The following is a 25,516-nucleotide window of genomic DNA, read 5'->3' on the forward strand; positions in this document are numbered from 1 at the left end:
CCGCGCTCCCACATTGCTGTTTAGGCGGCGGTTTCCTCCCTGGGAGCAGGAGCCCGGCTGGCGTGGCCTGTGGCTGGCTGGTTGGTCTGCCGACGGCAAAGCGATGGCGCATGTCGAGGTGGAAGGCGACGCCCACACGCTCATCGTTTCAAGGAGGGTGGACCGATGATGAGTCTCGCCAAAGAACCCTAAAGCATCAGGAACTCACCCCACCGCGCCTACGCGGTGGGTCCGCATTGAACTCGGACCTAACGACGTGGACCCACCGCGTAGGCGCGGTGGGGTGAGTCAACTTCGCTTCGTAGCCGCTTTGTGATCATCGCGTCCGCTTTGTGGCCCGATGAGGCTGGGCAATGATCGAGCCGAAAGTCTCAGCAGGATCCTGCGATGCTTGGTACGCTCCCAGCATGGTCTCCTCCCTGGCGCTGCTGTTGGCTTTCGCATCCGGCCCGCTGGACCGCGCCGCCGCCTGGCAGCAGGACCTCGAGACCTTCCGCACCGAACTCGCCGCAAAGCACAAGAACCCGTTCGACTTCCTCAAAAGGGAGGACTTCGACGCTGAAGTTCGGGACCTGCAGGCGAAGGCCCCCAAACTCACAGACTCTCAGATCGTGGTGGCCTTGCAGCGCATCGTCGCCAAAATCGGCGACGCGCACACCACCCTGGTCGCCGATGAAAAGCGCTTCGGCCTGGGACGGACGCCGATTTCCTTCCGCCAGTTCAAGGAAGGATGGTTCGTCTGGGGCGCGGCGAAGTCCCTCGGGCCGCTGGTTGGGGCCAGGCTGCTCGACGTTGGAGGAGAACCTGCCGGCGAGGCCGTCCAGCGGCTTGCCCAATTCGTTCCCACAGAAAACGAGGGTTGGCAGGCTCAGCAGGTCGCGTCGCTGCTTTCATCGAGAGCCCACGTCGTCGAGTGCAACCTTCAGCCGGTTCTGCGACTGTAGCTGCCGGACGGCACAATTCGGAAGATTGAGCTTGCGCCCCCAACCAAACCGGGTCCTCCGGGTGGGTTCGCCCTCGCCGCTCGCGCCGATGCCCAGATCAAGAGCCGACAGACTGCGTATCGGTTCGAGCGACATGGAGGGGCCATGGTCCTGACCTACAACCGGTGCCAATCCGACCCAAACAACCCCTCGGGCCCGTTCTTCGAGAAGCTCTTCGCCGAACTCGACGCCAATCCGTCACCCCTCATCGTCGACCTTCGCCAGAACGGCGGCGGCAACAATCTGGTCTTTCGCCCCGTGATCACGGGAATCCAGCGACGTCCCTGGCTCAACAAATATGGCCAGGTCTACGTGCTCATCGGCCGCGGCACATTCTCAAGCGCCATGCTCAACGCCCATGAGCTGAGGAAGATGGCCAACGCGATCCTGGTGGGGGAGCCCACCGGTGGCAGCCCGAACGGCTACGGCGAGGTCAAGGTGTTCCAACTGCCCAACTCGAAGGTCGTGGTGAGCTACTCGACGAAGTACTTCCGGATGACCGACGGAAAGGAGAAGACGATCCGCCCCGATGTGTTGATCCCGGAGACGGCCGCGAGCTACTTCCGCAACGAGGATGAAGCCATGAAAGCAGTGGTGGCACGGATTGACCGGCGCTCGAAGGTCAACGTGCGGCAGGAAGTTCGGCACTATTGGATTTCACCGTAGGGCACCGGAAGAACGTGCCGGAACTGGGGATTGTGGCGTAAGGCGTACATGAAGGATGGAGCGCGGACGTTCGGCCCCATGTCGCCAAGTAAGAGTGCTGTGTGGTCATCCTATACTTCTTTGTACATATTTTTTAGGGTTTCTCTAGTACTTACACTGTTGACACGCGCTCGTGCGCTCAGATAGAACCTGGTTGTCACTTAATGTTTCTTAGGTTGTTCTAGGAGGTTCGCTAACCATGGATTCCACAAACCGACTTTCGGCCATCGGCATGGCCTTAGCCCTTGCGGGCGTAGCCGCTCAGAGCCAAGCTCAAACCACGATCGACGTCAATCCGGGAGATGCCTGGATCGGCTACATGAACGTTTTCGAAATACCACAGCACGGCGGCGGCTACGTCTTTGGCAGCGGTTGGGGCACGGCCGATCTCTGCGCCACTTGGGCAGGATCGGTGCTCACCCTGAGCCCGAACACCATCGGCGACCCCGATCCCTTCTGGTACACGCCGAGCGGCGGGCCGGGCAGCGTGGGCAACAAGATCATGGACGCCAACATGTACGTCGAGACGACCGGTACCTATGTGAACGAGATGCTCACCTTCCAGGGCCGAGTGCTCTCGAACACCCTGGTCGGAAAGGTGGACGCAAACGGCAACGGATGGAGCAGCGTGGCGTTCATCAAGGACTTTGCGGCGGATTACAGCTCATTCACCCAGGTGACGATGGCGCTTTCTCCCGGCGATTTCAGCATCAGCCTCTTCACTTCGGCGAACCCCGGCCACCACATCCAATACGGCTTCGAGACCATCGGGCCGGACGTGTGGATCACCGACGTGGCGCCCTACGGCAACATTGAGGTCACGGCCGTTCCCGAGCCCGCCTCGCTGGTGGCAATCGGCCTTGGCCTGATGCTTCTTAGGCGACGCAGGTTATAAGGTCGCTCGTGACGCCCGAATGCAGAGAGGCGTCGTGCGGCATCGGGTGGCAGGCGGCGTTGACCCGCCAGCCCAGAAGGGCGGATTCTGTGAGGGGGGCACGGCGCAGCGTCTCGGGCCCATGCGGACATTTTACGAGCGTTCGGGCCGAGGTCCGAACGAAGAGGGATGGGTCTCGTTGTTTCTCCCTCCCTCCCTCCTCATGATATGAGGGGAACCCGTTGAGGAGTTGGAGGCGCTGATGGCCTCATCGGGATTGGCGAATTCGGCGGGTGACGCGAGAGCTGAGCCCCATGCACTTTTGGATGAACCGCGCCTGGGTCTGGTGCGGCAGGGCCACTCGATTCAGCGAGGGGATTCCAGCCCCGCATCCGTGGTCCTGAAACAAGAGGCAAACGGAGCGTGGACCCCGCTCGGCGAAACCGCAGGGCAGCGCGGGGCGAACCCCCAGGTCAGAATTCCGTGACCTCGTTCTCCTTGATTTCGACCTTCACCGTACGCGTCCCAACCTTTAGATGGTAGATGCCGATCGGAAGCGCGATCACCTCGCCGCCCTGGATGTTGTTGACCTTTCGATCTTTCGAATCGAGGATGTGAAGCTGATTGGCATAGGCGGCAGTCGACCTCAAAGCGCCGAGCCGAATCCGGGTGGCGTGGCCCACCTTCACCGGCACCTTTTCCAGGACCATACCGTTGATGACGAGGTCGTACTCGCCCTCCATGACCGTGTGCTCGGTCTTCCAGTTCTCGTTGTACTCGTTCTGGTCGCGTTTGCCGGGCAGGTACACGTAAATGCGCTGATAGCCGGCCCCCGATTTCTCGTGCCAGTTGGTGCGGATGATGCCGTTGCGCCCCTGCGCCTTGGCGTCGGCTTCCACGACCCAGGGCTTCATGTCGTTGATAGGCTCGCTGGTCTTCTTGATGCCGCGCAGGTTGAAGGCGTAGGTCCCGGTTTGGGTCTTCAGCATCGCCATCCTGCTCGCGGGCTCCACGTAAACCGGATCGCCCAACCTCACGCTGCCCGTGATCGGCGACGCGACGCTTCCCATCGTCCCCGGGTCGATGACGCTGGCGTTCAGCACGTGCAGGGCGCCCGTCGACAGGTTGCGCGCGACGATGATGCCGTTGACCGGTTCGGCGCCGTTGAGCTCGCTGCTGAAGTCCGCCTTGATGCCGCTCACCAGGTCGGCCCCTTTGATCTTGTTGCGAAGGGCGTTGACCGGTTCTGCCGGGTTTGTGCCAGGTTTGTTGACCGGCTCGGCGGGATCGGCATTGGGGTTGGCCAAGATGCCGGCCAGCAGCGCTTCCGCCGTCGCCTTATCTTTCACCACCGCCACGACCGCGCAGCACGGCTCGACTCCGTCCGGCTCGCGGAGGGTCACCGTCCGGTCGAGGCCCTTGACCTTCACGAGCTTGGCCATGGGCCCGTCGGCATCCACCACGTCGCCGACCTTGAGCTCCTTGGCCAGCGCGGCATCGGCCACCTGCATGATCCGCCCGGTATAGCGGTTGTAAACGGTCGCGGCGCCCTTGACGGCGTCGACCGAAACCACGCTGCAGCAGGGTTCGAGAGGGAAGATCCGCAAGGCAAGGGCCGAAAGCGCTCCCGTCGAGCAGAGCAGGATGGCTGCGGGCAGGGCGAGGGTTCGGATGGAAGTCATGGTAACGTCACCTGGAGTCAGTATATACATTCTCTACAAACTGGTCAAGATGAAGCCGAATGCCTTCAGACGGGCAAGCTGAGGCGGCCGACGGCTCTGAAACAGGGCATCGACGGCAGGCGACAGCGGATGCCGCTCCAGGCGGAATAGACTGGCTTGGTGGCCCGCATCGCGATTATCGTGGACCCTGGGCAGCCGTTTGAGACGCTAGGCTATTGCCTGTCCGGCCCTGTGAGGCAGTGGCGAGTACAGGGTCTGGATGTCGAGATCTATGACTGCCCGGCATCGGCCAAAGACGCTGAACTGGCGATCCTGCACGTCGACCAGACCGTTGTGCCCGCTGCCTATCGCTCGCTCGCCGCACGCTATCCGAAGTGCCTGAACCGGTACACCAGCGACATCTCCAAGCGCGCCATCTCGCGGCAGCTGGTCAGCAAGAACGATGGCTTTGCGGGGCCTGTCATCGTGAAGTCCAACCTGAACAGCGGTGGCGGCCCTGAGGCGGCTCGTACGGCAAGATTCGGCGCGGCGAGGGGTGGTGCGATGACATTCAGGGACTACTGCGTTCTCCCGTCGCCGCACGAAGTGCCAGACGCCGTTTGGAGCAACCCGCTTCTCGTCGTCGAGCAGTTCCTGCCTGAGCGCGAGGGCGAGCGCTACTGCGTCCGGCTCTGGAACTTCCTTGGCAGTCACGAGATCGTTTACCGCTGTGAGAGCGATGAGCCAATCGTGAAAGCCTCGAATACCGTTCGAAGGACGATCGTCGAAGGCGTTCCCGAAGAACTCCGGCAATGGCGTGAGGAGATGGGATTCGACTTCGGTAAGTTTGATTTCGGAATCGTGGAGGGCATGCCGGTGCTCTACGACGCCAATCGGACTCCGACCTACTCTCTGAAGCAAGATGCAGCTCAAAGGGCCGAACGCGACGGCGCGATCGTGGACGGGATTTGGGATTTCATGCCGGCCAGGCTCAGGGCGTGAACTCGACCCCCGCCAGCTTCGCCGCACGCGCTTTGAGCTTGTCATCCTTGAGTCCTTCGATGCACGCCATGACGATCTGTTTCGTGTCCTCGTCTCCATAGGCTTCAAACACGTCGAGCGCAAGCGAGCAAAGGTCAGCCTTCCCCGAGGCCAGGAGGCTCCGCAGCCCCTCCAGGCCCCCGGCCTTGGCGATCGCCGCGCGCGAGTCCTTGCCGGCGGCAAGCAGCACTTTTGCGGCCGCCTTCAACACGCCCTCGTCATCGCTTCGGAACAGCGCGGACGCGGTCCACGCCACATGGTTCGGGCCGTCTTTGGGGTCTGAGGACGCAAGCCCCGCGACCTTGGCCGCCGACCCATTAAGGTACTGCGCCAAGTCTTTGGGCTTCACGTCGGCGATCATGCCCACCACTCGCTTCAGCGAGGATTCGTCAAGGCAAACGCCCTCCCCCACAAGGTTGGGCTCAAGGGTATCGCTGTATCCCTTCTCGGCAAAGTCGACACCCGTGAACTTGCGCACGTCGTTGAGCAGCATCACAAACCGGCCCGCGGCGATCCCCGGGACCATCCGCTTGTTGATCTCCGTGCGCGAGGCCTTGTCCGTATAGATCCATACCCTTGCCTGATCCCAGGGGCCGCGAAACCGCGACTTGTTCGTGATCGATCCAAGGAGCTTGAGGCCGATATCGTGGCCCGGGCGAACCTTCCATTTGTTCTTGAGCGATGGCTCGTGCTTGGCCATCTCTGTGCAGGCCCAGCGGAAGGTGGCTTTGTCCTGAACCCCTATGAGATCGCCTCCCCAAGCGCTGAGTTGCAGAGTCGCGGTAGACCAACTCGGGATTCGAAGTTGGGTGTGCTGCATCGAGCTCATGATTTGGCACCCGGGGTCATCGGGATAGAACAGCGTTCCATAGGGCATGGTGAACACCACGTCCATGCCGGTCTTGTTTGTCACTTGAAGCTGCCCGTTGTTCATGTTGTCGCCGAGCACTTCGTAAGTCACCGAATCCTGTCGGATGGGCACACCCATAGGGTCATCAATCCGGATGTGACCGAAGAGATCGCTAAGGTCCGGAAGCTGAAGATCTTTGAAAGGGTTCTCATAGGCGTCATTGGCCCGGTTGAATTGCTCAAAGAACTTTTTGATCATGTCGCCAATCTTGTCTTCCTCGGGCTCGCCGTAGCAGAAGCAATAGGTGCTATTCGTGTGCTCGACGAGTTCGTCTGCCGGGACCTCGCTATAGGCCACGATTTGCTCGTGGGTTCCCACGACTTCGTTGATCGGCGTTCGCACCCCTCGGCTCATCGAGAAGCCGACCTTCGTCATGGTGCCGCGCACATGGAACCGCTTGCCGATGAATCCAGGGATCCAGGTCTCCATCGAACATGGGCCGGTGTGCTGAAACTCCCACTTCTTCTGCTTTTTGGCTTCCTTTCGAAAAGCGGCGAGGGCCTGGCTGACGCGCTGCGACCAATCGTTGGGCGACACGCTTCCTCCCCCCTTGATCGCCAAGGCGTTGGCCGCGGCGGTGGCTGCGCGCATGGCATCCTGATAGGGTTCGTAATAGCCCTTGATGGTGGCCTTGTGGGGGGTCTGGCAGCGATCGTCGCATGAAAAGTCGCACTTGGAATGCTCTTTATGGACTTTCCCGTTGCAGACGTTGTCGCAACTGAGCACCTTGGCAACGCTCGGCTCATCTTCCTCCACCCAAGTCGACACTTGGTACTCGAGCGAAAAGAACTCGGTCGCCTCGATCACGTTGCCGTTCCGAATCTCGTTCTTGTATTCCCGCGACTTGATCGAGCCCTGGTCCTGCCAGTTCTGTCCCGAGGCGCTTGACGTCCCCAGGGCCAAGAGGGAAAGCGAAACCCATGCCGAACGGGCCACATTGCATTTCATTCGCATACTTTACGCCACTTTCCGGCTGAGTTCAAGGGCATTTCGAGACGACAGAAGCGTCGTGGCCCGCGACAAGTCAGAATAAGTTGTGGCCCGCAAATTCCTATTCCTGTTCTGTTGGCTCTTGGCCGGATTGGCGCTCGCAGGCGAGGACGTCACGACGTCCAAGCCAAAGGTGCTGACGGCTTCCAGTCCCAACAAGTGGTCGGCACAGGCGACTCTTCTTGCGTTGGCCAACCACAAAAGCGCCCTCTGCCGTGTTGCCGAGGCAGACACGCAAAAACAAGAGCAGTCGTTCTTCAATGCCTTCGTGGAGTCCGCAAGGCAGGCAGAGGACTCGATTGGAAAGATCACGTCCGCCAAGCTCAGCTACGAAAGCTCTTTGAGTCTCCGCTTCAACGACCCCAGGCTTCTGAGCTTTAGGAGCGAGACGTACACCTATATGGGCGGCGCCCACGGCATGGCCAACATGCGCACCTACAACTATGGCTTCGTGAAGGGGAAGCCGGTTCGCTTCAGGCTTTGGGACGCGCTCAAGAGCGACGCCGACTCGAAGATGGAGATGCACATGGTGCTTCTGGAGAAGGCGATGGCGCTGAAAGGGGCGGACTGGATCGACAACGGCGAGGTCACCGAATTCGAGCCGATTCAATATGATCGGTTTTGGGTTTCGGGGAACCAACTCGTTTTCGAGTTCGACCCCTATGAGCTTGGGCCCTTTTCCAGCGGCCCGATGAGCGTGCGCGTGAGCCTTAAGGAGATCGCTGCCCTGGTGCGCACCGACGGCCCCCTGGCGTTCCTGCTGAAGTGAGCGTCCCGCTTTCCCAATTCGGACTACATCCTTGCGCGGACGTATCGAAGCCTGTCCGTGACAACCTGACGCCACTCGCGTGACAACACTCGGTTTTGCAGGTTATGAGCCTCAAAACCAGATACGATGAACCTGTGAAAGACCAGGGACCTCAGGCGTTCACGGAGGAGGAGCAGATGCGGCTGCGCGCGAGCATGCTGCGGATCATTCCGCTCAGCGATCGCATCGCGGAGAGGTTCTTGGATCTGACCTGCGAGGAGTTGTCAGAGCCGGGGTTTGAGATGACGGAGAGGCAGCGGGATCGCTTGATGGTTCTGCTGGCAACGCTTGTTGACCAGGTGCGCTCTCGCAGATCGTTCGATTCGACCTGTCGCAAGCTGGCCGCCGAGGAACTCGGCTTGCCCGCAGCATTCCTCTTTGGGCCATCGGGAGAAACGGCCTTGCGAAGAGCGATTGCCGAGGTCGCTTGGAGTCTGGTCGAACCCGACGAGATCGAGCTCTGGGCCAAGCTCCAAAGAAAGGCGTCCCGCAGCTACTTCGGCATATCGAAGAACGCCATCGCAGAATTCGGGTCTCCGTTGAATGAAACGGATGGAAGCGGCACACCGAGCCCACGCGTGACGTCTTCCCGATAGGCCACTTCGGTCCAAACGATAGTCAGGCCAAGCGCCAGCCGCATGGCTTCTGCAAAAGCAAGCGTTTCGGCGCCCCTGTTTTGCCGGCCTTCCACCAGGTGAAACTCGGCAGCACGCGTCAGGTGCGCATTCAGGCCTCCCCAGTCCTGCTCCGCTTGCCATCCTCTGGCGGCCCGCATCATGGTGTCCCGCGCCTCATCGAGTCTGCGTTGGGCGATGAGCGTTCGGGTCAATGATGTGAGCTGGTCCGTGATTTGATAGCGGACGCCCATGCGTGTCCAGAGGTCGAGCGAGGTTCGAAAGGCTCGTTCGGCTTCGGCATAGAGGCCCTTGTCGTGCGCCACCCTTCCGTCGACTTCATTCCACAGCGCCAGGAGCTGGGGATCGCCCAAGCGTTGGGCAAGAGGTCGAACATGATCCAAGACCGCCTGCCCATTCGGCTCGTCGCCCCGATTCTGAAGGAAGGACCCGTAGACCAGGCCACTGGAAACGAGGTGGACTTCATCCTGGGCGGCGTTGAAGAGATCATAGGCCTCTGCGTAAACGGCCATGGACTCATCGAGCCTGTTGGAATAGCGCAAGAGCGTCGCGAGGCTAAACGCGCTGTGGGCGCGCGACAATGGGTCGGCGTCTTGAGCAAGCTTGGAGTAGCCTTCCTGGGCGCATGTGAGCCCCTCGGAAAGGGAGCCGGCCCTCCTCTGAACCATCCCACAGAGGCACTGCATTGGCCCTTGCATGTTCGGGTCTCCCAACTGCTCCGCCAGCCGGATGCCTTCACGGACAATTGGCAGGGCCCTTTGCTCCTGTCCCAGGCCCAAGAGGGCCGCCGCCGCCCCATAGGTGAACGCACATTGGTCTGCGAGCTCGAACTTGTGGGATTCGGCTTCAAGAGCCTCGTATCTCGCGACGACGCTCGAATGCCTTCCTCGCGGCAGATCGAGCCTCCAGACCGCGCCCGCCAGCTTTCCGGCGAGTTCAGGCGGCCCAGACTGCGCCGCCGCCTCTGCGGCGACGAAATTGTCGAGCTCTCTGCTGAGCCTTTCAAGGCTGTCCAGCGAGAGCGGCGCCAGAAAGGTCGGGATGGCTTCGCCAAGCTTGCTGCTCGCCCAATGAACGAGGGATCGTTCGGCGTCGAGGGCCTCCTCAGCGGTCGCTACCTTCGCCACATATTGGCGGATAGGTTCTAGAAGCCTCAATCTGAGTTCAGACTCTTGGTCATCGACAGCCACCAGGGAGGAATCCACCAATGCCTCGACCGAAGCCTCGTTCTCAGCCCCTACGACGAGTTCCAGGTCGTTCACGGCGCAGCCGGCACGAAACCACGCCAGCCGCTGCAAAGCGATCCGATTGGATTCCGAAAGCGCAGAAACACTCCAGTTCAGGGCCGATTCCAGCGATCGATGCCTCGCTTCCAGGTCGGGCGCTTGGCTAGACAGCGGCTGAGACCGGTCCTTGAGCCGGCGGACCAGGTCCTTGGGTGAGCGGAGTTTCAGATGTGCTGCCGCCAGTCTGAGAGCGAGAGGATAGCGATCCAGAAGCGCCGCAAGCCGCTCAGCCTGCTCCAAGTTCTCTGGTGTTCGTTGAAGGCCTGGCCGGGACGAGCGCCACAGGTCAAAGAGCAGGTCGCGCGCGTCGTCCATGTTCGCGAGCGGGCCGATCGAGAGCACATTCTCACCTGCGAGCCCGAGAGGCATCCGGGAGGTGGCCAATATCTTAAAGCCCGGAGCAGCCTCGAGAAGACGCTTCACGTCCTGGGCCACGAGCGGAAGGAGGTGTTCAAGGTTGTCCAACACGGCCAAGCAAGAGACCCCTATCGAGCGGGCTAGGAAGAGGACTGGATCTCCAGCGGATGGGGCATGCAGCCCTGCTGCCTCGCAGAGCGTGCGCCCAAACTCCGGCGCCGAATCGAGTTCAGCGAAATTCGCCACGAAGGTGACGGCGAAACGGTCCTTCAGGCGATTGGCTGCCTCCACGGAAAGGCGAGTCTTGCCGATGCCACCGGGCCCGACCAGCGTTGCCAGTCTGCCGGTTTCAAGCGCCCCTTCGATCAACCCGATTTCGGCCTCTCGGCCAAAGAAGCGGTCAATTGGGGTTGGAAGGACGGGCCGGCCGGCCGGATGGGTGGCGGCCGGGACTTCCGGTGTGGAGGCAGCAAGTGCAGCCATCGCTTGCTGCGCTTCTTGCGACGGCTCCGCTCCCAGCCTTTCGCGCAACTCGCGCTTGTACTGCTGGAACTCTGCCATAGCGTTTGCGAGGCTCCCGAGCGCCGCATGTGCCCGGACGGCGAGCATGCGGGCCTCTTCATGGCAGGAGTCGGTCGCAATCGCCTCGCGGGCGCCGTTCAACGCCCCTTCGGCATCGCCTTCCTTCAGGAGAAGGGTCCCCAACGCAACGCAGCAGCGAATCTTGAGAGCGGACGCACTTGCGCGTTCTGCAATCGCCCAGTCGTCGGTCCAGGAAGGCAAGAATTCGCCGGCGCACCGGGCGCAAGCGGAGACCAAAAGCTGCCTTGTGGCTGTAGCAGTCGGGTCGGCGTGCGCGGCTCGCGAAAGGAGCGCAACGTCGGAGTCCAGCCTCTCGCTGTCCACCCAAGCCACTTGGTTATCGCACTCGAGAATGTCCGAGGCGGGTCCCAGCGCGCGTCTCAGCCTGCTAAGCTCCTGGCGCAGTCGAAGCCTCGTTGCATCCAGGTAATCGTCGGGCCAGAGGAGATCGGCAAGGTCGTCGCGGCGCATGCGTCCCGACTTGGAGAGGACGAGCAGCGCGAGCAGCTTGGCGGAGCGCTGGGTGTCGAAGCGCTCGACGGACAGGTTCTCGCAGGAGAGCCCGAAGCCACCAAACATGCGCACACGCCACTCCCCCATCGTTGCGCGATTCTAACACGGATTCGATGGGATTCCAAGTGGGCGCCGATTGCGTTCTACAAAAAGCAAAGGGGCGCCGCGATCGCGGCGCCCCTCACCGGGACCTGCAAGGTTGCCCCTGCCGCAGGGCTCCCCTTAGTAGCCGAGTCTCTGGATCAGGTCGGTGCACCAACCGATGAACCGCTGGCCGAAGACCGGCTCAACTCCGTTGCCGAGCTGGCCGGCAACGAGCTGCGAGGCGGCGGCGACCTTGTTGGCCGCCGTCTTCTTGTCACCTTTGTCCAGCGCCTTCTGAGCGTTGTTCAGGTGCTGCTGAAGCGCAGTCTGCGTCGTCGGTTTTGTGATCAGGCCCATCGAGTAGGCTCGGTTCACGGCTGACTTGAGACCCTGGATCGTCGCGTGGACGCTGAAGATCCGAGTCAGGCTCGAGGCGTTGCCAAGCTTGTCCGCAGCTTGGACGACGATCGTGTGGTCGCCCGCCGTCAGGAAGAACGAGTCGATCGTGGCCAGGTCGGCAAGGCTGCCGCCATCGAGCGTCGCCGAGGAGCTGTCCACGCCAGAGCCCGCGTCTCCAATCGTCATGTCGAACACGAGGGTCGTGTTCACATCCATGACTTGGTTCTGGGCTGGCGGGGCCACGGCAATCGTCGGCGGCGTCTGGTCCAGGGTCACGTTCTTGTTGTGCAGAGCGCCGGCATGGTCGTCGCCGCTCGGGCACACACCGATCCCCTGGTAGTTCAGGTTGTACACACCGTCCGGGCCGCTGATCGGGCCAAACGTTGTGGTGGTCGTTCCGGCCGACAGCGTGCCGAGGGGCAGGTACTGGCCTTCGGCTCGAATCTCCGAGTTGTTCCAGAAGTAGTTGCTGATGGCGTCCACGGTGAAGGTCGTGCCGCCCCCCACGTAGGTGATGCCGTTGTTTTCGAACTTGGGGCCGTTGATCGTCAGCGAGCTGTTGGGATTCGGCGTGTTCGAGAGCTTCTGCGTCGGAGCGCCAAGGTCTGGGAACTGCGCGTTGCCGTTCTGCCAGTCCTTGAAGAGGCCGCGGAAGACGCGGTCGCGGGCCAGGCAGTCCACCCACATCGGCATGCCTTCGCCGTGCTGGGCTCCGAGCGGGTTGTTGACGTATCCTCGGGCCGTGTTCACTCGCCACTGTTGGTGGCCGTCGAGCGTTCGGATGAACCCGAGCATCGCGTTCTCGTTGTCGGTGCTTCCACCCGTCGAATAGATCGCGCCGACGCGATTGTCATAGAGCACCTGGTTCAGCGCCTCGGGCGAGAGCAGGATCAGCTTCGACATCTGAATCGTGTTGTAGATCGGTGCGAAGGCGTTCTTGTCGAACGGCTCACCTTCCGATGTTCGATTCATCAGGGCGTCGAGCTGGACCGAAGTGTTCATGGCAAAGCCAAGCTCCCATCGGTTGATGTGGTTGGCCGGGTGTTTGGTGTACTTCCACGTCTCCAACGCGTCGATTCCCGAAGCTTGGGAGAGCATGTAGTTGGCAAATTCCAATGCATAGTCCGCCAGCGGCTCGATCAAGTTGCCGAAGGCGCTGAGGATTTCGAGGATGACGCCGAACGCATAGGCGTCGATGTCCGGCACGCCAACCATGAAGGCCAGGTGCCACTGAATGAAGTCGCCCACTTCGCTGAACGCCGAATCGAAGTCATGGTTCTGGAAGAGGTCCACCGAGATGCTCTGGCTCATGTAGGCCCATGCTTCGAGACCCTCGTCGATATCGTCGATCCAGTCCAGCAAGTTGAGATAGATGAGGCCCATCGTAATGGGATCTGCGATCCAGAGTGCAATGACCTCGGGATCTTGCCCGTCGATCGGGTCGAGAAAGGCGATTGCAGCGCTGACGTCTGAGCGCAGGTCATAGAAGAAGTCGAAAATCGCGCCACGGCCAAGGTTCTGCGCTGTGTACCCCTGGCTGTCAACAAAACCACCCAGGTCGCTGCCCTTCATCATGGCCCAGAGCTGAAACTCCGCAAGCTCCTGGGAGTTCTGGACCAGGCTAAGGTCGGTCGTGGGGGTCGCGTCGCCCACATAGGACTCGACGACGATGTGCCGGACGGCGATGGGCCAATCCTGGACTTCGGAGATGGCAGGGAACACTCCGCCTGCCCAGTCGTTCACGAACGTGTGCGCCCACATGTCGCCCGCTGCGTGGGTGATGAAGCCATAGGTGAACGCGAGGATCTTTTGGCCCTCGGCGTTGCCGCTGCGGCTGTTGTAATAGGACCAGCCGGCTTGATAGATGTGGCGGAGCCAGTCCAAGGAATAGGAGTGGCCGTCACCCAGCGTGTTTCCGCTGCGTCCGTTGTCGTTACGGGTGTCGGGGTGGATGAAGCCCTGGCCGACATAGATGTCGGGGAAAGCGTCGGGTCCGCATACGCCGGCGCGGTAGAAGTCGGGGTAGGCCCGAATCGCCGCCGCAACCTCAGGGATTACGGGGTAGTTCGTGCCATTGATATTGACCACATCGAGGTCGCTCTGAATGAGGCCGATGGCCTGGTTGGCGCAGTACATGTGGGTCTTGGGCTTCCAGGCGACGGCTGTCGTCGCTGTCAGCGCAAGAGCCGCCACAAGTGCCGGCGCTGCCAGACTTCGGACCCATTTGCGGACACTGAATTGGGTTGGCATATTTGAGTTCCTCCAGGTGGCGCGACGATCCCGCGCCGTTGGGGAGGAGTATCTGCATCGGCTGTGACAGTCGAAATTGCGCCTCGTGAAAAAACCGTGACAAGGCATTTCACGCGTTGGAGCCCTGTGAGGACTCGCCTTCGGTTCTAAAAGCAGGAATACGGGCGTATAGCCCAAAATTGCAATTCGTGGCTAAGATCGGATTCGTCGGTTTGGGGGTCATGGGCGGGCCGATGGCCGGGCACGTGGCTCGGTCGGGGGCGGACCGGCCAGGTCTTTCTGTGCGTGAGAGCGTCTGAGGATGTGGCCGCTTGCGCGGGTGCGATTGCCCAGGGCTACAAGAGCGCCGGCCGGTCAGATGGGCTGTTGATCGCGGACCACTCCACCATTCTTCCTGAGGCTGCAATAGAGCTCTTCCAGGAGCTCAGAGATCAAGGCATCGGGTTCGTGGACGCCCCGATCACCGGCGGAAGCATGGGGGCGCAGAAGGGCACGCTCACCGTCTTCTGCGGGGGTGAGTCCGGGCACATCGAGGCTGCGATGCCGACGATGAAGTGCTATGCGAAGCGGGCCGAGCGGGTAGGTGGGCCAGGCGCGGGCCAGACCATGAAGGCCGCCAACCAGATCGCCGTGGCCTGCTCGCTGCTGGGGCTCTGCGAGGCCCTGGCCTTCGCCAAGAACTCCGGACTGGACGTGGCGCAGACGCGGGAGCTGCTCTCGTTGGGAGCGGCGGGGAGTTGGGCTTTCGAGAACTACGGACCCAAGATTCTGAACTTGGATTGGTCGCCTGGCTTCACCGTGGATAACCAAGTGAAGGATCTCGCCTACTGCGAAGAGGCCGCTCGGGGGTCGGGAGCGAGCGTTCCGGGTACGGAACTGGTGCACCGGCTGCTGCGGTCCATGCAAGGCAAGGGCGAGGGCGGACTGACCACGGCGGCGCTCTATCTGGAGCTGCTCGGGCAGCAAGAGGACCGGTAGCTTGGTCGAACTGCGCGGCATCACCAAACGCTTCGGGCCGTTGGCCGCCCTGGACCATGTCGATCTTTCGGTTCGTCAAGGCGAAATCCACGCGATCATCGGCGAGAACGGGGCCGGAAAGACCACGCTCATGCGGGTGCTTTATGGTGCGCTGCTGCCAGATGCCGGCGAGATCGTGCTGAGCGGCGAGCCTCGCCGCTTCCGGTCAGCTGCCGAAGGGATCGCTGCGGGCATCGGCATGGTCAGCCAGCACTACTCGATCATCGGAGAGCTCACGTGCCTGGAAAACCTGATGCTGGGCGCCGAGCCCGGGGCCGTGATCCACCGGAAAGAAGCGGTTCGGCGGGCGGACGAGCTTGCGGCAAAGATGGATTTCAGGTTCGACTGGAGCGCCGAAGCCTCGGGCATGAGCCCGGGCAATGCCCAGAAGCTGGAGATTCTAAAGCTCCTTTGGCGCAATTCGCAAATCATGATTCTGGATGAGCCCACGGCGATGCTCTCGCCCGCCGATGGCGACGCGCTATTCGGGAGCCTCAAGCAACTCGCGGCGGAGGGGAAGACGATTCTGTTGGTGACCCACCGCTTGCCTGAGGTCCTGGAGTTCTGTGATACGGCGACGGTGCTGCGCGGCGGCAAGCGGGTGGCCAGCGTTCCCGTAACACAGGCGGACGCCAAGTCGTTGGCGGAGCTGATCGTGGGCCACGCGCTGTCGGAGCTTGCTCCACCGGTACCCGCCCAAACGGAGCGTCAGATCCTGGAGTTGGAGGGAGTCACGGTTCTTGGAGACCGCCGAAACGAGGCCGTCATCGAGGCTTCGCTTCGGGTTGGGATGGGAGAGGTCGTTGGGGTTGCCGGCGTCGATGGCAACGGGCAGCGAGAGCTTTTTGAGGCGATCATGGGGGTACGCCCGCTCCGAGCGGGGAGGATTCGGCTGGGGTCCGAGGACATCTCATTTGCTCCGACCGGAGAGAGGCTGATGCAGGGTCTGCGATTGATCCCCGAAGACCGCCACGAGGAGGGCGTCGTGGAGGACTGGAGCCTTGAGCTGAACGCTGCGCTGGGTCTGCAGCGGGTCGCGCCACTTGCCAGTGGCGGGAGGGTGAACGTGGCCGCGCGAAGAGAGGCAGCCGGGGCGATCATCGAGCGCTTTGGGACGAAGGCGGCAGGACCCGGAGCACCGATGGCGAGCCTCTCCGGGGGGAACCAACAGCGGTTTGTGGCTGCCAGGGCGCTCGCGCTCAAGCCTCGACTCCTGCTGGCCTTTCAGCCTGCCCGGGGACTCGACATCGACGCCACGCGGGCAGTCTACGCCGGGATTCGAGAGGCATGCCTAGCCGGCGCCGGGGCCATCGTGGTGAGCTTTGATCTCGACGAACTGCTCGATTATTGCGATCGGATTGTGGTGATGAATCTGGGCCGATTGGCCGAGCCGCCACCCCAATCCGCCCGGGAGCGTGCCGCCATCGGGGCGCTGATGGTGGGCGCATGAGAAACCTCCGCGTATGGCTTCTGGTGCTTGCGAGCGTGGCCGCCGTGCTCGGCCTGGTGGCTCTCACCAACGTCGGAGCGCGCGAAGCGCTTTCCGGCCTCATAGAAGGCAGTCTCGGCTCTCCGGGGTCGCTGAACGGCACGCTGAAAGAGATGACCCCGTTGCTCATCGCGGGGCTGGCCGTGTATGTTGCACTCCGGGCGGGCCTCTTCAACATTGGCGTCGAGGGCCAACTCGTGGTGGGCGCTATGTGCTGCGCGGTCGTGGCGCTAAGGGTTCCAGGCCTGGCGGGCTTGGTGGCGGGCTGCGCGGCCGGATGCGTCGCGGGCGCTCTCTGGGCGCTGCCGGCGGGAACGATCAAAGCGTTCAAGGGCGGGCACGAGGTGATCACGACGATCATGCTCAACAACGTTGCCGTCCAATTCGCCCACTACATGACGGACGGCCCGATCAAGGCGCCGGGACAGATGAACACGACCACGGACCGAGTGCCTGAGAGCGCGATGTTCCCGTTCCTCTGGTCCGACCCCCCACTTCGCATTACGAGCGCGCTGCTCTTGGGGGCGTTTGTCGTCTTCGGGTTCGCCTATTGGCTGAAGCGGACCGTATCGGGCTATGAGCTCGATCTGGTGGGAAAGAACGCAAGGGCCGCTGAGATGGCGGGGGTCGCCACCAAACGGGTGGTTCTTTCCTCGATGTTGTTCTCGGGGGCGCTGGCCGGTTTGGCGGGATCCGCGATGGTGCTTGGCCACGAGGGGCGGTTCTACGCGGGGTTCTCGCCTGGGTATGGTTTCGACGCGCTCGGCGTCGCAATCCTAGCGGGCAACACCCCTCTCGCGCTGCTGGCGTCGTCGTTCTTCTTTGCCGTGCTGAACAAGGGCGCGGCGGCGATCCAGATCGTGGGCGTGCCCAAGGGGATCAGCACGATCGTCCTGGGGTTGCTGATCGTCATCTTCGCCGCAGTCCGTTACCGGAAGGGAGAGCGCCATGAATAGCGCGTGGTTCCTCACCTTGGCGGCGAGTACGATCACGCTCAGTGCGCCGCTGATTCTGGCGTCACTGGGAGGGTGGTTCAGCGAGCGCAGCGGCGTCATCAACATTGCGCTGGAAGGCAAGATGCTCACCTCGGCCTGCCTCACGGCGCTGGTGGGGCTGGCGACCAACAACCCTTACTTCGGTCTGCTTGCGGGAATCGGCGGCGCGATCCTGATGGCCTGGCTGCATTGGCTACTCACCCACACCTACCGGATGGACCACGTGGTGAGCGGCATGGCCATCAACGCGCTCGCCTTCGGCGCGACGAACTTCCTGGACAAGCGGTTTGCCGACCCCACGCGCAACACCCACATGCCGCTGCTGCCGGTCTCGGCGTTCTATATTGCGGCGTTCATCCTGCCTGCTCTGATCTGGCTCTATTCCAAGAACACGCGCGGCGGGTTGAGGCTGATGGCCGCGGGCAGCGACCCCTCCAAAGCCGAAACGATGGGGGTGCATCCGGCAAAAGTGCGCTTTGGGAGCTTGGCGGTCTGCGGCGTTTTGTGCGGGCTTTCCGGAGCGCTGATCGTCACGAACGCGCGATGGTTCACCGACGGCATGACCGCGGGGCGCGGGTTCATTGCGCTGGCGGCCCTGATCCTTGGCGGTTGGCGGCCCATTCCGGCGGCGCTGGCAGGATTGGCGTTCGGGTTCTTCGACGCGGTGCAGGTCCAGGTTCAAGGCACGAAGCTCTGGGGGGTTCAGCCACCGCCGGAGTTTTGGGCTTGCCTGCCATATCTCATCACGATCGTTGCGCTGGCGGGGCTCTTGGGAAGAAGCCGCGCTCCGGCGGGATTGGGCAAACTGTAGGGCTAAGTTGGCACGTCCACAATTGGTACACGTATGGTTGCCGCATCATTAGCCCTAATCCTCGTCGCGGCGCCATTGCCCCAGCGCTCCAGCCCCGCCGAGGCGCTGATCGACTCGGCAATCCTCGCCCACCGCAGCCTTGCTGCGACGCGAGCGGAGCTGACCTCCAACTCAAAGCTTGACGTCGCCAGCCGCTACACGTGTTCGGTGTTCGTCGTAAAACCGAACCAGGCCCTCATCAGGCTGAAGACGCCGCAGCAGGTTTCGGTGGCGCCCACGGATCGATCCTATTTCGTTTCGGGGGATCGGCTCTCCGCATACGACCATCTGGCAGGCGAGGTCATCCGTCGCCGCGCAGCGGAAAATGCGACACTTCTCACCAAGATCGAAGCCGCGACAGGCCCACTCGACGAGCCGATCCGTGCGCTGCTCGACTCCGGGATGATGGAAGCCCTTCTTCTGAAATTTCGTTTGATGTCGGGGTGGAAAGTGTCCAAGAAGAGCGGGATGCTGGCCATGGCGCAAGATTCGGTGCAAAAGGGCGTTCGATCGCACCTCGTGTGGACCTTCGACGACAAGACGCGCCTCGTTCGAGGCGCGACGCTAAAGCGGGGCAAGCAGTCGGTGACCTGGTCGGTGACTTACGGAACTGCGCCCACAAGTCTGTCATTGTCTACCCCTCCGGCCGCTCTTCCAGTAGACAGCTTTCTTCAAAAGCCCGTCATGCCGAAGTCGATCAACGCCAAGACAAGCAGCGTGTTGATCCGGTCGATTCTCGCCTTCTCCAAGCTTCGTCAAGCCGCCTGGACCTCTCGTGAGGCAGGAAATGAGGCCAGCGTGTGGGTTTCCGGGCCTTCGGTTCGCGAAAAGACCGCCGTGCAGGAGTGGGTTTACGACGGCAAGATGCTGACGGTGGTGCTCGCCAAGGCACGCCTCGCCTATCGGGGCGAGTGTCGTTTTGGGGCGATAGGGACGGCCCTAAACCGATGCGGCGCGAGGGTGGATGCCACCACTTGGCAATATCTGAGCCGCAAATCGCCGGTGCTCTCGCTGCTGAGCCAGCATTCTGCCGCTCGGCTCGCGGGCGAATTGGAGCTGAACGGCGTGCCGTGCGACATCGTGGAATTCAAGGATGCGACGTCCGTCGGGTCGGTCACGATCCGACGGACCGACAACCTGATCGCCGGCACGGGGTTCACGAGGACGGACGCGAGCGGCAAGGTGCTCTCGAACACGTGGCGGTCGGTGCAATTTCATTCGGTGGGCAAGGCGCTTCCCGCCACGACGTTTCAGGTGAAGATTCCTGATGGTGTGAAGGTTCAGGCGATTCCTCGGCCGAAGAAGGGTTAGGCAGTTGGTGGAGTCACGGGCGAGGTGCCTGGGCTACTCCTTGGGTAGAGGGCCGACCCAGGCGGGACGCCTGGGCCACATCGGTAGGGGCAGCCCGGGCTGACGCCTGGGCTCAGCGTGAGATGGCAAGGGGGACTGTCTATAGGACCATTATCCTGCCGTCGCCGGAGCGTTCTTTGCGCAGTTCGATCCTTCTCAGCAGGGCCGTCGCCTTCTCGACCGCAAAGTCGGTCTCATTGAGTTTGGGCGTGGGCGCTTCGATGTCCACGTCGACGCCGTTGGCCTCCAGCCGGACCCCTTGCACCGAGACGTAGTCCATCATCGGATACTGGAGCACCCACCCTTCGGGGAGCTGGGCCATGACCGAGACGAGCACCGCCCCAGCCGATTTCGTACCCAGCACGGGCGCGCCCTTGAGCTCCTTGAGCGCTTGGGCTGTGATTTCGGCGGCGCTGCCGGTTCCGCCGTTCACCAGCACGGCGATGTTCCCCTTGTACGTCGTCTTTCCGCGCCGGGGCATGAGCGGACGCTTCATCCAGGCCGCTATCTCCTTGATGTCCGCCGGTTTAGATGGGAAAACATCACCATAACGTCTCACCGCGCTCCGGTCCACAAACGTGCCGAACCCCGATCCCGACGGCAGCACGTGGCCCAGGAAATCCAGCATGTTCAGCACCACGCCGCCACCGTTTCCACGCAAGTCCACGATCAAGTTGGGAACATCCTTGGCTTTCTCGAAAAGCTCGTCGATCTTGTTTGGGTTGTAGGCCGTGTCGAACGTGTGGACGGTCATGACGGCAGTCGTCGGATTCGCCATTTTGAGGGTGTCTTCGCGGATGTTGCTGTACTTGCGCCGCACAAGCTTGTAGGCCTTGACCTTGCCATCTCCGCCCTTGACTCGGATCTCGACCTTCGTGCCCTCGTCCCCCATCATCCCTGTGGTGGTGGTTAGCTTCTTGCCGTCAGCCTCCATGATCAGGTCGCCCATCTGGAGCCCGGCTTCCGAGGCCGGCGTATCCGGAAAGACGTTCATCACCCGGAGGCCGCCCTCTTCAAGCTGCACCTGAACGCCGATGCCGACGGTCTTCCGCTCGATGCGCGCCTTGGCGGCTTTCGGCGTCACCAAAACGATGTGGCTCACGCCAAAGTAGGCGCTCAGCTTGGAGTTGATGGCCTCTACAAGCTCGCTGTCGGTGGACGCCTTGTCGATGGCCGCCTTGTTCTGATCGAGGAACTCGGGCCACTTGGAAAAGTCCACACCCGGGACGAAACAGTTGTTCAATACGAGCTTGCCCACCTGCTCGACCACGGCGTCTTTGGTGGCCTTTTCGAGCGGCACCCCCTGGGCGGCAGAGCCTCCCACGAGTGCAAGGGCCACTCCCACAGAAAGGAGCAGGTGTAAAAACAAGCTTGGTCGTTTCGGCATGGCGAAGTAGTTCCTAATACGCGGGTCCCGGGCAAGAGTTCACCGTGCTCGTGGAAATCCTGGGAAGGACCTCTCTTTACTCTTCGGAGACTTCGACCTGAATGCCAATGGTCGCGATGATTTCTGCGGCGCGGCGGCATTCCTTCTCGGTCGAATAGTGGACCACGGACTTGCCCAGGTGGTCGACCTCCCAGGTTTCGATCTCGGCTTCGTCGAGCGAGCAGCCCGTCGCCGCCATCAGCACCATGATCACCTCGTCGTAGGTGTTGGTTTCGTTGTCAAAAACCGTGACGATCCAGCCGCCCTTTGCCGCTGGACCGCGCGATTTCTCCTTATGCCTTTCGAGCGGCTCGATCACGCTCGCCTGCACTGCCATCGAGTGGCAGCGGCCGCCGAAGGTTACGAGTACCGAGAACTCGCTCTCACACGGACCTATAACCGTCATTTGCCCCAGCTTCTCCATCCACCGCTCACCGCGCCCACTGGTTGGCCCATCGCCTATTCCCCGACTGGGCCCGTTCAGTCGTCCCACTCGCGCCGGACTTGGGTCTGCACGCCGATGCTTCCGATCATCGAGGCCACCACCTCACACTCGTCCCGCCCGGAGAAATGCACCGGCGCCTTTCCGTAGGTGTGCGCCTCCCAGGTCTCCATGTAGGCCTCGTTGAGCCCGCAGCCGGTCGCTTTCATCAGGATCTCGATGACGTCTTCAATCGGAGTGTGGTCGTCGTTCAGGATGACCACCATCCAGCGCCCGGTTCCCGTTGGGACCTCCAGAATCTCCGGCAACGCAAAAATCGTACTCATCGTCGTTATCGGTACCCCAGCCTCGATCGCCGCCGCAGGGCGACTTCTCAGAACCTATTGTACAAAACAATCTGGACTCTCGAATGCAGTTTTTTTTGCTAGGTCGCAGGGGCGTGTTTTTGAGGCTGTTTGGCGCGGCGGCCCGCGAAAGCAAGCGCGCCGAGCCGTTCGCGGTCGCAGACCATTGGCCGATGGCTCGATCCTTGACCACCAGGCGTCCTGGGCCCGTCGCCTTGACGTGAATCCCTGTGCACGACTCCTCAAGTATCTCGGCAGGGCCAGCGTGTGTGTACGCCCGGCCCTTTGACGGGATGGCGGCAGAAAACAGGCCGAGGCGGCTCGCGTCGTTTTGAAGGCCGGGCAACTGGGTCCGCGAGTAGATCCGGGTAACCCCAGCCTCGCCAAGCTTTGCCACATCGAAGCCTGGCTTAACGAACTTGATGTTTCCGTTGGCCGCAGGCGAGGCGTCTCCACCTGCGATCTCATCCAGGATTCGTGCCGAATCGCGGCTCATCAGCGAGTCGTATCCCGCCAGGTCATGAATTCGCGCGATCGTTGCCGTGTTCGGCGGCATGGCGGCGTTGGCAGCTATGAGAAGCTCCCAGTCCCCGTTGAGGAAGGCGACGCGCTCGTGGGCTCCCGCGCCCAAGTCCACCCTTAGGTCAGAATCTCCCGACCGGATGAACCCCATGCCGAGCGTGAAGAACGGCGTCAGGGCGGCGGCCACGAGCACAATGCCCTGAGCGCCGCGGATTCGCCTCGCCATCGCCTGCAGGCCGAAGGTGCAAGCCAACAGCACCACCGCGATGCCTGGAATGGCCGACGAGACCCCGGCGAACGCGATCTTTCGCACGGCATCGGCGCTGACGCCTGGCATCCAGGATTCGAGTGACACGGCGTGGGAAAGGGCGGCGACCAGGTTCAGGGCCACCAGAACTCCGCCGACGAGCATTGTCAGGCGCACCTGCTTCCAGCCCGGGCGCTCGACTTCGATCCGGGTGAACCCAACCCCCGCCAATACGCAGGCGACGAGCACCACGAGCACCCCTGCACGCCCGGGAGAGCCGGTCGCCGACCAGCCAGGGACGCCAAAATAGAGGTACTGGTTAACTGGCGTACCGAACGCCATCGCCAAGGCAAACGCGCCGGCAGCTACGAGCCCCCAATGCGCCGCGCGGAGCCGTCGCCAAGGCACAAACAGCAACCCGATGAAAGCGAGCGCACCGACGCCGGTAGCCGACTCCGCGAAGTTGGCGCCGCGATGCTCGAAGGCCGGATAGTAGCTGCTGATCGGAGCGTCCTCTTCCCAGGGCTGGGTGGGATTGCCCAGAAGGGTGGGAAAGAGAATGCCGGCGGCCTCTGCCCCCGTCAGGGCGCCTGCCTGGTAAGCCGCGAAACCCTCAGCGGTCGGTACGTTGCGCCGATGCGACTCCTTGGAAAAGGCCAACACCTCTACGAACTGGGTCGAGGCGATACCGATGCCAAGCAGCACCGCGATCGCTGAGGCGGCGGCGCCACGCCAGGCGACGGGCGAACGAAGGTTGGTGGAGAGCAAGGCAAGCGTGAGGATAAGCGCGGTGAGCAAGCCATAGGCGGCGAACTGCAGGTGCCCGGCAAGCAGCATCATTCCGATGCAGGCCGCGAGAGCCGCCACGGCGGATAGGTTCAGGCCTTGAGGAGGCTGGCTGTCGGGTGGCTCATCGCTCTTTGTCGCGCGCTTGGCGGCTGGCACGAGGTGAAGCACGCACGCCAGCACCCACGGAATCCAGGCGACCGTCGATGGCACGCTTCCGAGTGAGAGCCAACCGAGCATAAAGGCCGACAGCGAGAAACCTGCGCCGGCAAGAACCGCGCCGAACTCGCGCGCGCCGAGGATGCGCGAGAGCCTAAACGCCCCGAGACCGGCCCAAAAGAGGTGGAGCCAGGCGAGCAGGGTGATGGCCAGGCTCGTAGGCAGATGGAGCAGCCCGAAGAGGATGTGCGGAGGGTAGAAAGCGCCCGACTGCGAGTTCGCCGCCAGGGGGGCGCCTGCAAGCTGATAGGGGTTCACCATCGGCGCTTGAAGCTTCCCCCAGGATTCGAAGACCAGGTCGCGCCAGCCGTAGAACTGAAGCGCGCCGTCCGCCTGGAGCACGTCCCAGGGCTGGGAAGTGGACTTGCCGAACCAAGGCGCCATCTGACGGATCTGATCGAAGGGGCCGATGGCTTCGCCGGTGAGCATGGGTTTCCAAAGAGGAAGGAGGGGTATGAGGGCCAGGAAGACGATGGGCCAGTGCCTCCGGATGAAGCTCATGGGCAATAGGATAGCGGATTCCTGGGTGTGGTGGAGGTCGGATAGTGGGTGAGGATGGAGAGGATGGTAAGGATAGAGACCTGGCATGAGGCCTCGCTTCTCGAGATCCGCGCCACCGGTATTGGCCAGTCGTCAATCCCCTGCGGCCTATTCCCTTCTGGAATCGTCAATCGTCAATCGTAGATCCCTGCGACCTTCACCCCCACCCTCCTCCTCCTTCGGTGCAGGAGGAGGGGGCCACCCGGCGAGGGTGAACCAGATAGAATCTCAGCATGTCACTGCCGATAGCCCTCGAACTCTATTCCGTCCGAAACGAATGCGCACAAGACCTGCTGGGGGTGCTGGCGAAGGTGGCGAAAATGGGCTACCAGGGCGTGGAGTTCGCTGGCTTCCACGGCCATTCGGCAGAGGCGGTCAAGTCGGCCCTGCAATCCAGCGGTCTTCAGGTCGCGGGGAGCCACACCGGAATCGGCGTCCTCGGCCCCGACAAGCTTGATGAGACGCTCGCTTTCATGGAGACGATCGGCTGCAAATACGTGATCGTCCCGGGCATCCCTGAGGAGAAGCGCAATTCGCCGGAGGCCTGTTTGGCGACGGCAGAAGAGTTCACCGCACTTGCCGAGACCCTGGAGGCTCGTGGGTTCCGTGCAGGTTATCACTGCCATCATGGCGACATCGTTCCGCTCTCGAACGGCGAGACCGCCTGGTACATGATCGCCGAGCACACTCCGGACTCCTTCGTCATGCAGTACGACACGGCGAACGGCATGTCCGGCGGCGCTGACCCTGTGCAGCCGATCCTGGACTTCCCAGGTCGCGGCGAAACGGTTCACCTAAAGGAGTGGGCCGGGGCTCACGGAGCGGCCCTCATCGGCGAGGGCCAGGTGCCATGGCAGCAGGTCTTCGAGGCCTGCGAGAGCGTAGGCGGTACGCGCTGGTACATCGTCGAGCACGAGGACGAATCGCTGATGCCCCCGATGGAGGCCGTCGACAAGTGCCTTCAGAACCTCCGCCGCATGGGCAAATAGCGCTCGGGGCTGCTCTTGTGAATGGCGAAGCGCGAAGGGCGAAGGGCGATGGGTCAGGGAGCCCACCCCGCCCCATCGGGGCGAGGTTGTGAGCGCAGCGAACCGGGTGAGGCGGCGAAAATGCGCGATGCGTGATGGGCGACGTGCGATTGGAAAGCAACTCCACCTCGCCCCCTTGGGGAGAGGCGGTGAGCGTAGCGAACCGGGTGAGGGGCGCTCCAC

21 protein-coding genes are annotated in these 25,516 nt (G+C 62.3%); 13 read left to right on the plus strand and 8 right to left on the minus strand.

Annotated elements, in window-relative coordinates:
* The first annotated feature begins 353 nt into the window (after window positions 1-353).
* The 3 genes from HZC36_00005 to HZC36_00015 all read left to right on the plus strand — a co-directional run bounded on the left by HZC36_00005 (window position 354) and on the right by HZC36_00015 (window position 2,583).
* Window positions 354-944, plus strand: coding sequence for a hypothetical protein (locus HZC36_00005; GenBank protein MBI5705354.1), 591 nt, complete (start codon window positions 354-356; stop codon window positions 942-944).
* A 144-nt stretch (window positions 945-1,088) separates the two neighbouring features.
* The gene (locus tag HZC36_00010; GenBank protein MBI5705355.1) at window positions 1,089-1,649 is read left to right on the plus strand and encodes a hypothetical protein; all 561 of its coding nucleotides are present in this window, start codon (window positions 1,089-1,091) and stop codon (window positions 1,647-1,649) included.
* Between the two features lie 238 nt (window positions 1,650-1,887).
* Entirely contained in the window at window positions 1,888-2,583 is a 696-nt protein-coding gene (locus tag HZC36_00015) for a PEP-CTERM sorting domain-containing protein (GenBank protein MBI5705356.1), read from the plus strand.
* Window positions 2,584-3,035: 452 nt separating this feature from the next.
* On the opposite strand, the gene HZC36_00020 is transcribed toward HZC36_00015, so the two are convergent.
* Complete coding sequence (locus HZC36_00020) at window positions 3,036-4,244, minus strand: hypothetical protein (GenBank protein ID MBI5705357.1); 1,209 nt, start codon at window positions 4,242-4,244, stop codon at window positions 3,036-3,038.
* Window positions 4,245-4,403: 159 nt separating this feature from the next.
* On the opposite strand from HZC36_00020, the gene HZC36_00025 reads away from it, so the two are divergent.
* Window positions 4,404-5,225: a hypothetical protein gene (locus HZC36_00025; protein ID MBI5705358.1), complete on the plus strand. Its 822-nt coding sequence runs from the start codon at window positions 4,404-4,406 to the stop codon at window positions 5,223-5,225.
* On the opposite strand, the gene HZC36_00030 is transcribed toward HZC36_00025, so the two are convergent.
* On the minus strand, window positions 5,215-7,122 hold the full coding sequence (locus HZC36_00030) for a hypothetical protein (protein ID MBI5705359.1): 1,908 nt from the start codon (window positions 7,120-7,122) through the stop codon (window positions 5,215-5,217). The genes HZC36_00025 and HZC36_00030 overlap by 11 nt on opposite strands.
* A gap of 88 nt (window positions 7,123-7,210) precedes the next feature.
* Here HZC36_00030 and HZC36_00035 point away from each other — a divergent pair, with 88 nt between their 5' ends.
* Window positions 7,211-7,933, plus strand: a complete 723-nt coding sequence (locus HZC36_00035) for a DUF3298 and DUF4163 domain-containing protein (protein MBI5705360.1) — start codon at window positions 7,211-7,213, stop codon at window positions 7,931-7,933.
* Between the two features lie 134 nt (window positions 7,934-8,067).
* Window positions 8,068-8,568: a hypothetical protein gene (locus HZC36_00040; protein ID MBI5705361.1), complete on the plus strand. Its 501-nt coding sequence runs from the start codon at window positions 8,068-8,070 to the stop codon at window positions 8,566-8,568.
* Here HZC36_00040 and HZC36_00045 read toward each other — a convergent pair.
* Window positions 8,466-11,432 carry a hypothetical protein gene (locus HZC36_00045; protein MBI5705362.1) on the minus strand — a complete coding sequence of 989 codons (2,967 nt, stop codon included), beginning with the start codon at window positions 11,430-11,432 and terminating at the stop codon, window positions 8,466-8,468. The genes HZC36_00040 and HZC36_00045 overlap by 103 nt on opposite strands.
* Window positions 11,433-11,567: 135 nt before the next feature.
* Window positions 11,568-14,078 (minus strand): zinc dependent phospholipase C family protein, encoded by a 2,511-nt coding sequence (locus tag HZC36_00050; protein MBI5705363.1) that lies wholly within the window; start codon window positions 14,076-14,078, stop codon window positions 11,568-11,570.
* Window positions 14,079-14,266: 188 nt separating this feature from the next.
* Here HZC36_00050 and HZC36_00055 point away from each other — a divergent pair, with 188 nt between their 5' ends.
* From HZC36_00055 to HZC36_00080, 6 genes are read left to right on the plus strand one after another with little or no spacing between them, the layout of a single operon-like run.
* Complete coding sequence (locus HZC36_00055; protein ID MBI5705364.1) at window positions 14,267-14,377, plus strand: hypothetical protein; 111 nt, start codon at window positions 14,267-14,269, stop codon at window positions 14,375-14,377.
* Window positions 14,364-15,056 (plus strand): NAD(P)-dependent oxidoreductase, encoded by a 693-nt coding sequence (locus tag HZC36_00060; protein MBI5705365.1) that lies wholly within the window; start codon window positions 14,364-14,366, stop codon window positions 15,054-15,056. Before HZC36_00055 ends, HZC36_00060 begins: the two co-directional genes overlap by 14 nt.
* A gap of 1 nt (window position 15,057) precedes the next feature.
* Window positions 15,058-16,545, plus strand: coding sequence for an ABC transporter ATP-binding protein (locus tag HZC36_00065; GenBank protein MBI5705366.1), 1,488 nt, complete (start codon window positions 15,058-15,060; stop codon window positions 16,543-16,545).
* Complete coding sequence (locus HZC36_00070; protein MBI5705367.1) at window positions 16,542-17,540, plus strand: ABC transporter permease; 999 nt, start codon at window positions 16,542-16,544, stop codon at window positions 17,538-17,540. The genes HZC36_00065 and HZC36_00070 overlap by 4 nt, the downstream gene beginning before the upstream one ends.
* Window positions 17,533-18,390 carry an ABC transporter permease gene (locus HZC36_00075; protein ID MBI5705368.1) on the plus strand — a complete coding sequence of 286 codons (858 nt, stop codon included), beginning with the start codon at window positions 17,533-17,535 and terminating at the stop codon, window positions 18,388-18,390. Before HZC36_00070 ends, HZC36_00075 begins: the two co-directional genes overlap by 8 nt.
* A 33-nt stretch (window positions 18,391-18,423) precedes the next feature.
* Window positions 18,424-19,740 carry a hypothetical protein gene (locus tag HZC36_00080; protein ID MBI5705369.1) on the plus strand — a complete coding sequence of 439 codons (1,317 nt, stop codon included), beginning with the start codon at window positions 18,424-18,426 and terminating at the stop codon, window positions 19,738-19,740.
* 139 nt (window positions 19,741-19,879) lie between these two features.
* On the opposite strand, the gene HZC36_00085 is transcribed toward HZC36_00080, so the two are convergent.
* The 4 genes from HZC36_00085 to HZC36_00100 all read right to left on the minus strand — a co-directional run bounded on the left by HZC36_00085 (window position 19,880) and on the right by HZC36_00100 (window position 24,266).
* The gene (locus HZC36_00085) at window positions 19,880-21,166 is read right to left on the minus strand and encodes a PDZ domain-containing protein (protein ID MBI5705370.1); all 1,287 of its coding nucleotides are present in this window, start codon (window positions 21,164-21,166) and stop codon (window positions 19,880-19,882) included.
* A 76-nt stretch (window positions 21,167-21,242) separates the two neighbouring features.
* Window positions 21,243-21,611 (minus strand): ATP-dependent Clp protease adaptor ClpS, encoded by a 369-nt coding sequence (locus HZC36_00090; protein MBI5705371.1) that lies wholly within the window; start codon window positions 21,609-21,611, stop codon window positions 21,243-21,245.
* A 74-nt stretch (window positions 21,612-21,685) separates the two neighbouring features.
* Window positions 21,686-21,913 carry an ATP-dependent Clp protease adaptor ClpS gene (locus HZC36_00095; protein ID MBI5705372.1) on the minus strand — a complete coding sequence of 76 codons (228 nt, stop codon included), beginning with the start codon at window positions 21,911-21,913 and terminating at the stop codon, window positions 21,686-21,688.
* Window positions 21,876-24,266, minus strand: coding sequence for a hypothetical protein (locus HZC36_00100; protein MBI5705373.1), 2,391 nt, complete (start codon window positions 24,264-24,266; stop codon window positions 21,876-21,878). Before HZC36_00100 ends, HZC36_00095 begins: the two co-directional genes overlap by 38 nt.
* A gap of 272 nt (window positions 24,267-24,538) precedes the next feature.
* Between HZC36_00100 and HZC36_00105 the strand changes: the two genes are divergently transcribed.
* Complete coding sequence (locus HZC36_00105; protein MBI5705374.1) at window positions 24,539-25,294, plus strand: sugar phosphate isomerase/epimerase; 756 nt, start codon at window positions 24,539-24,541, stop codon at window positions 25,292-25,294.
* Window positions 25,295-25,516 lie beyond the last annotated feature (222 nt).

It is taken from the genome of Armatimonadota bacterium, assembly GCA_016223145.1.
Classification (GTDB): Bacteria; Armatimonadota; Fimbriimonadia; order Fimbriimonadales; family Fimbriimonadaceae; genus Nitrosymbiomonas.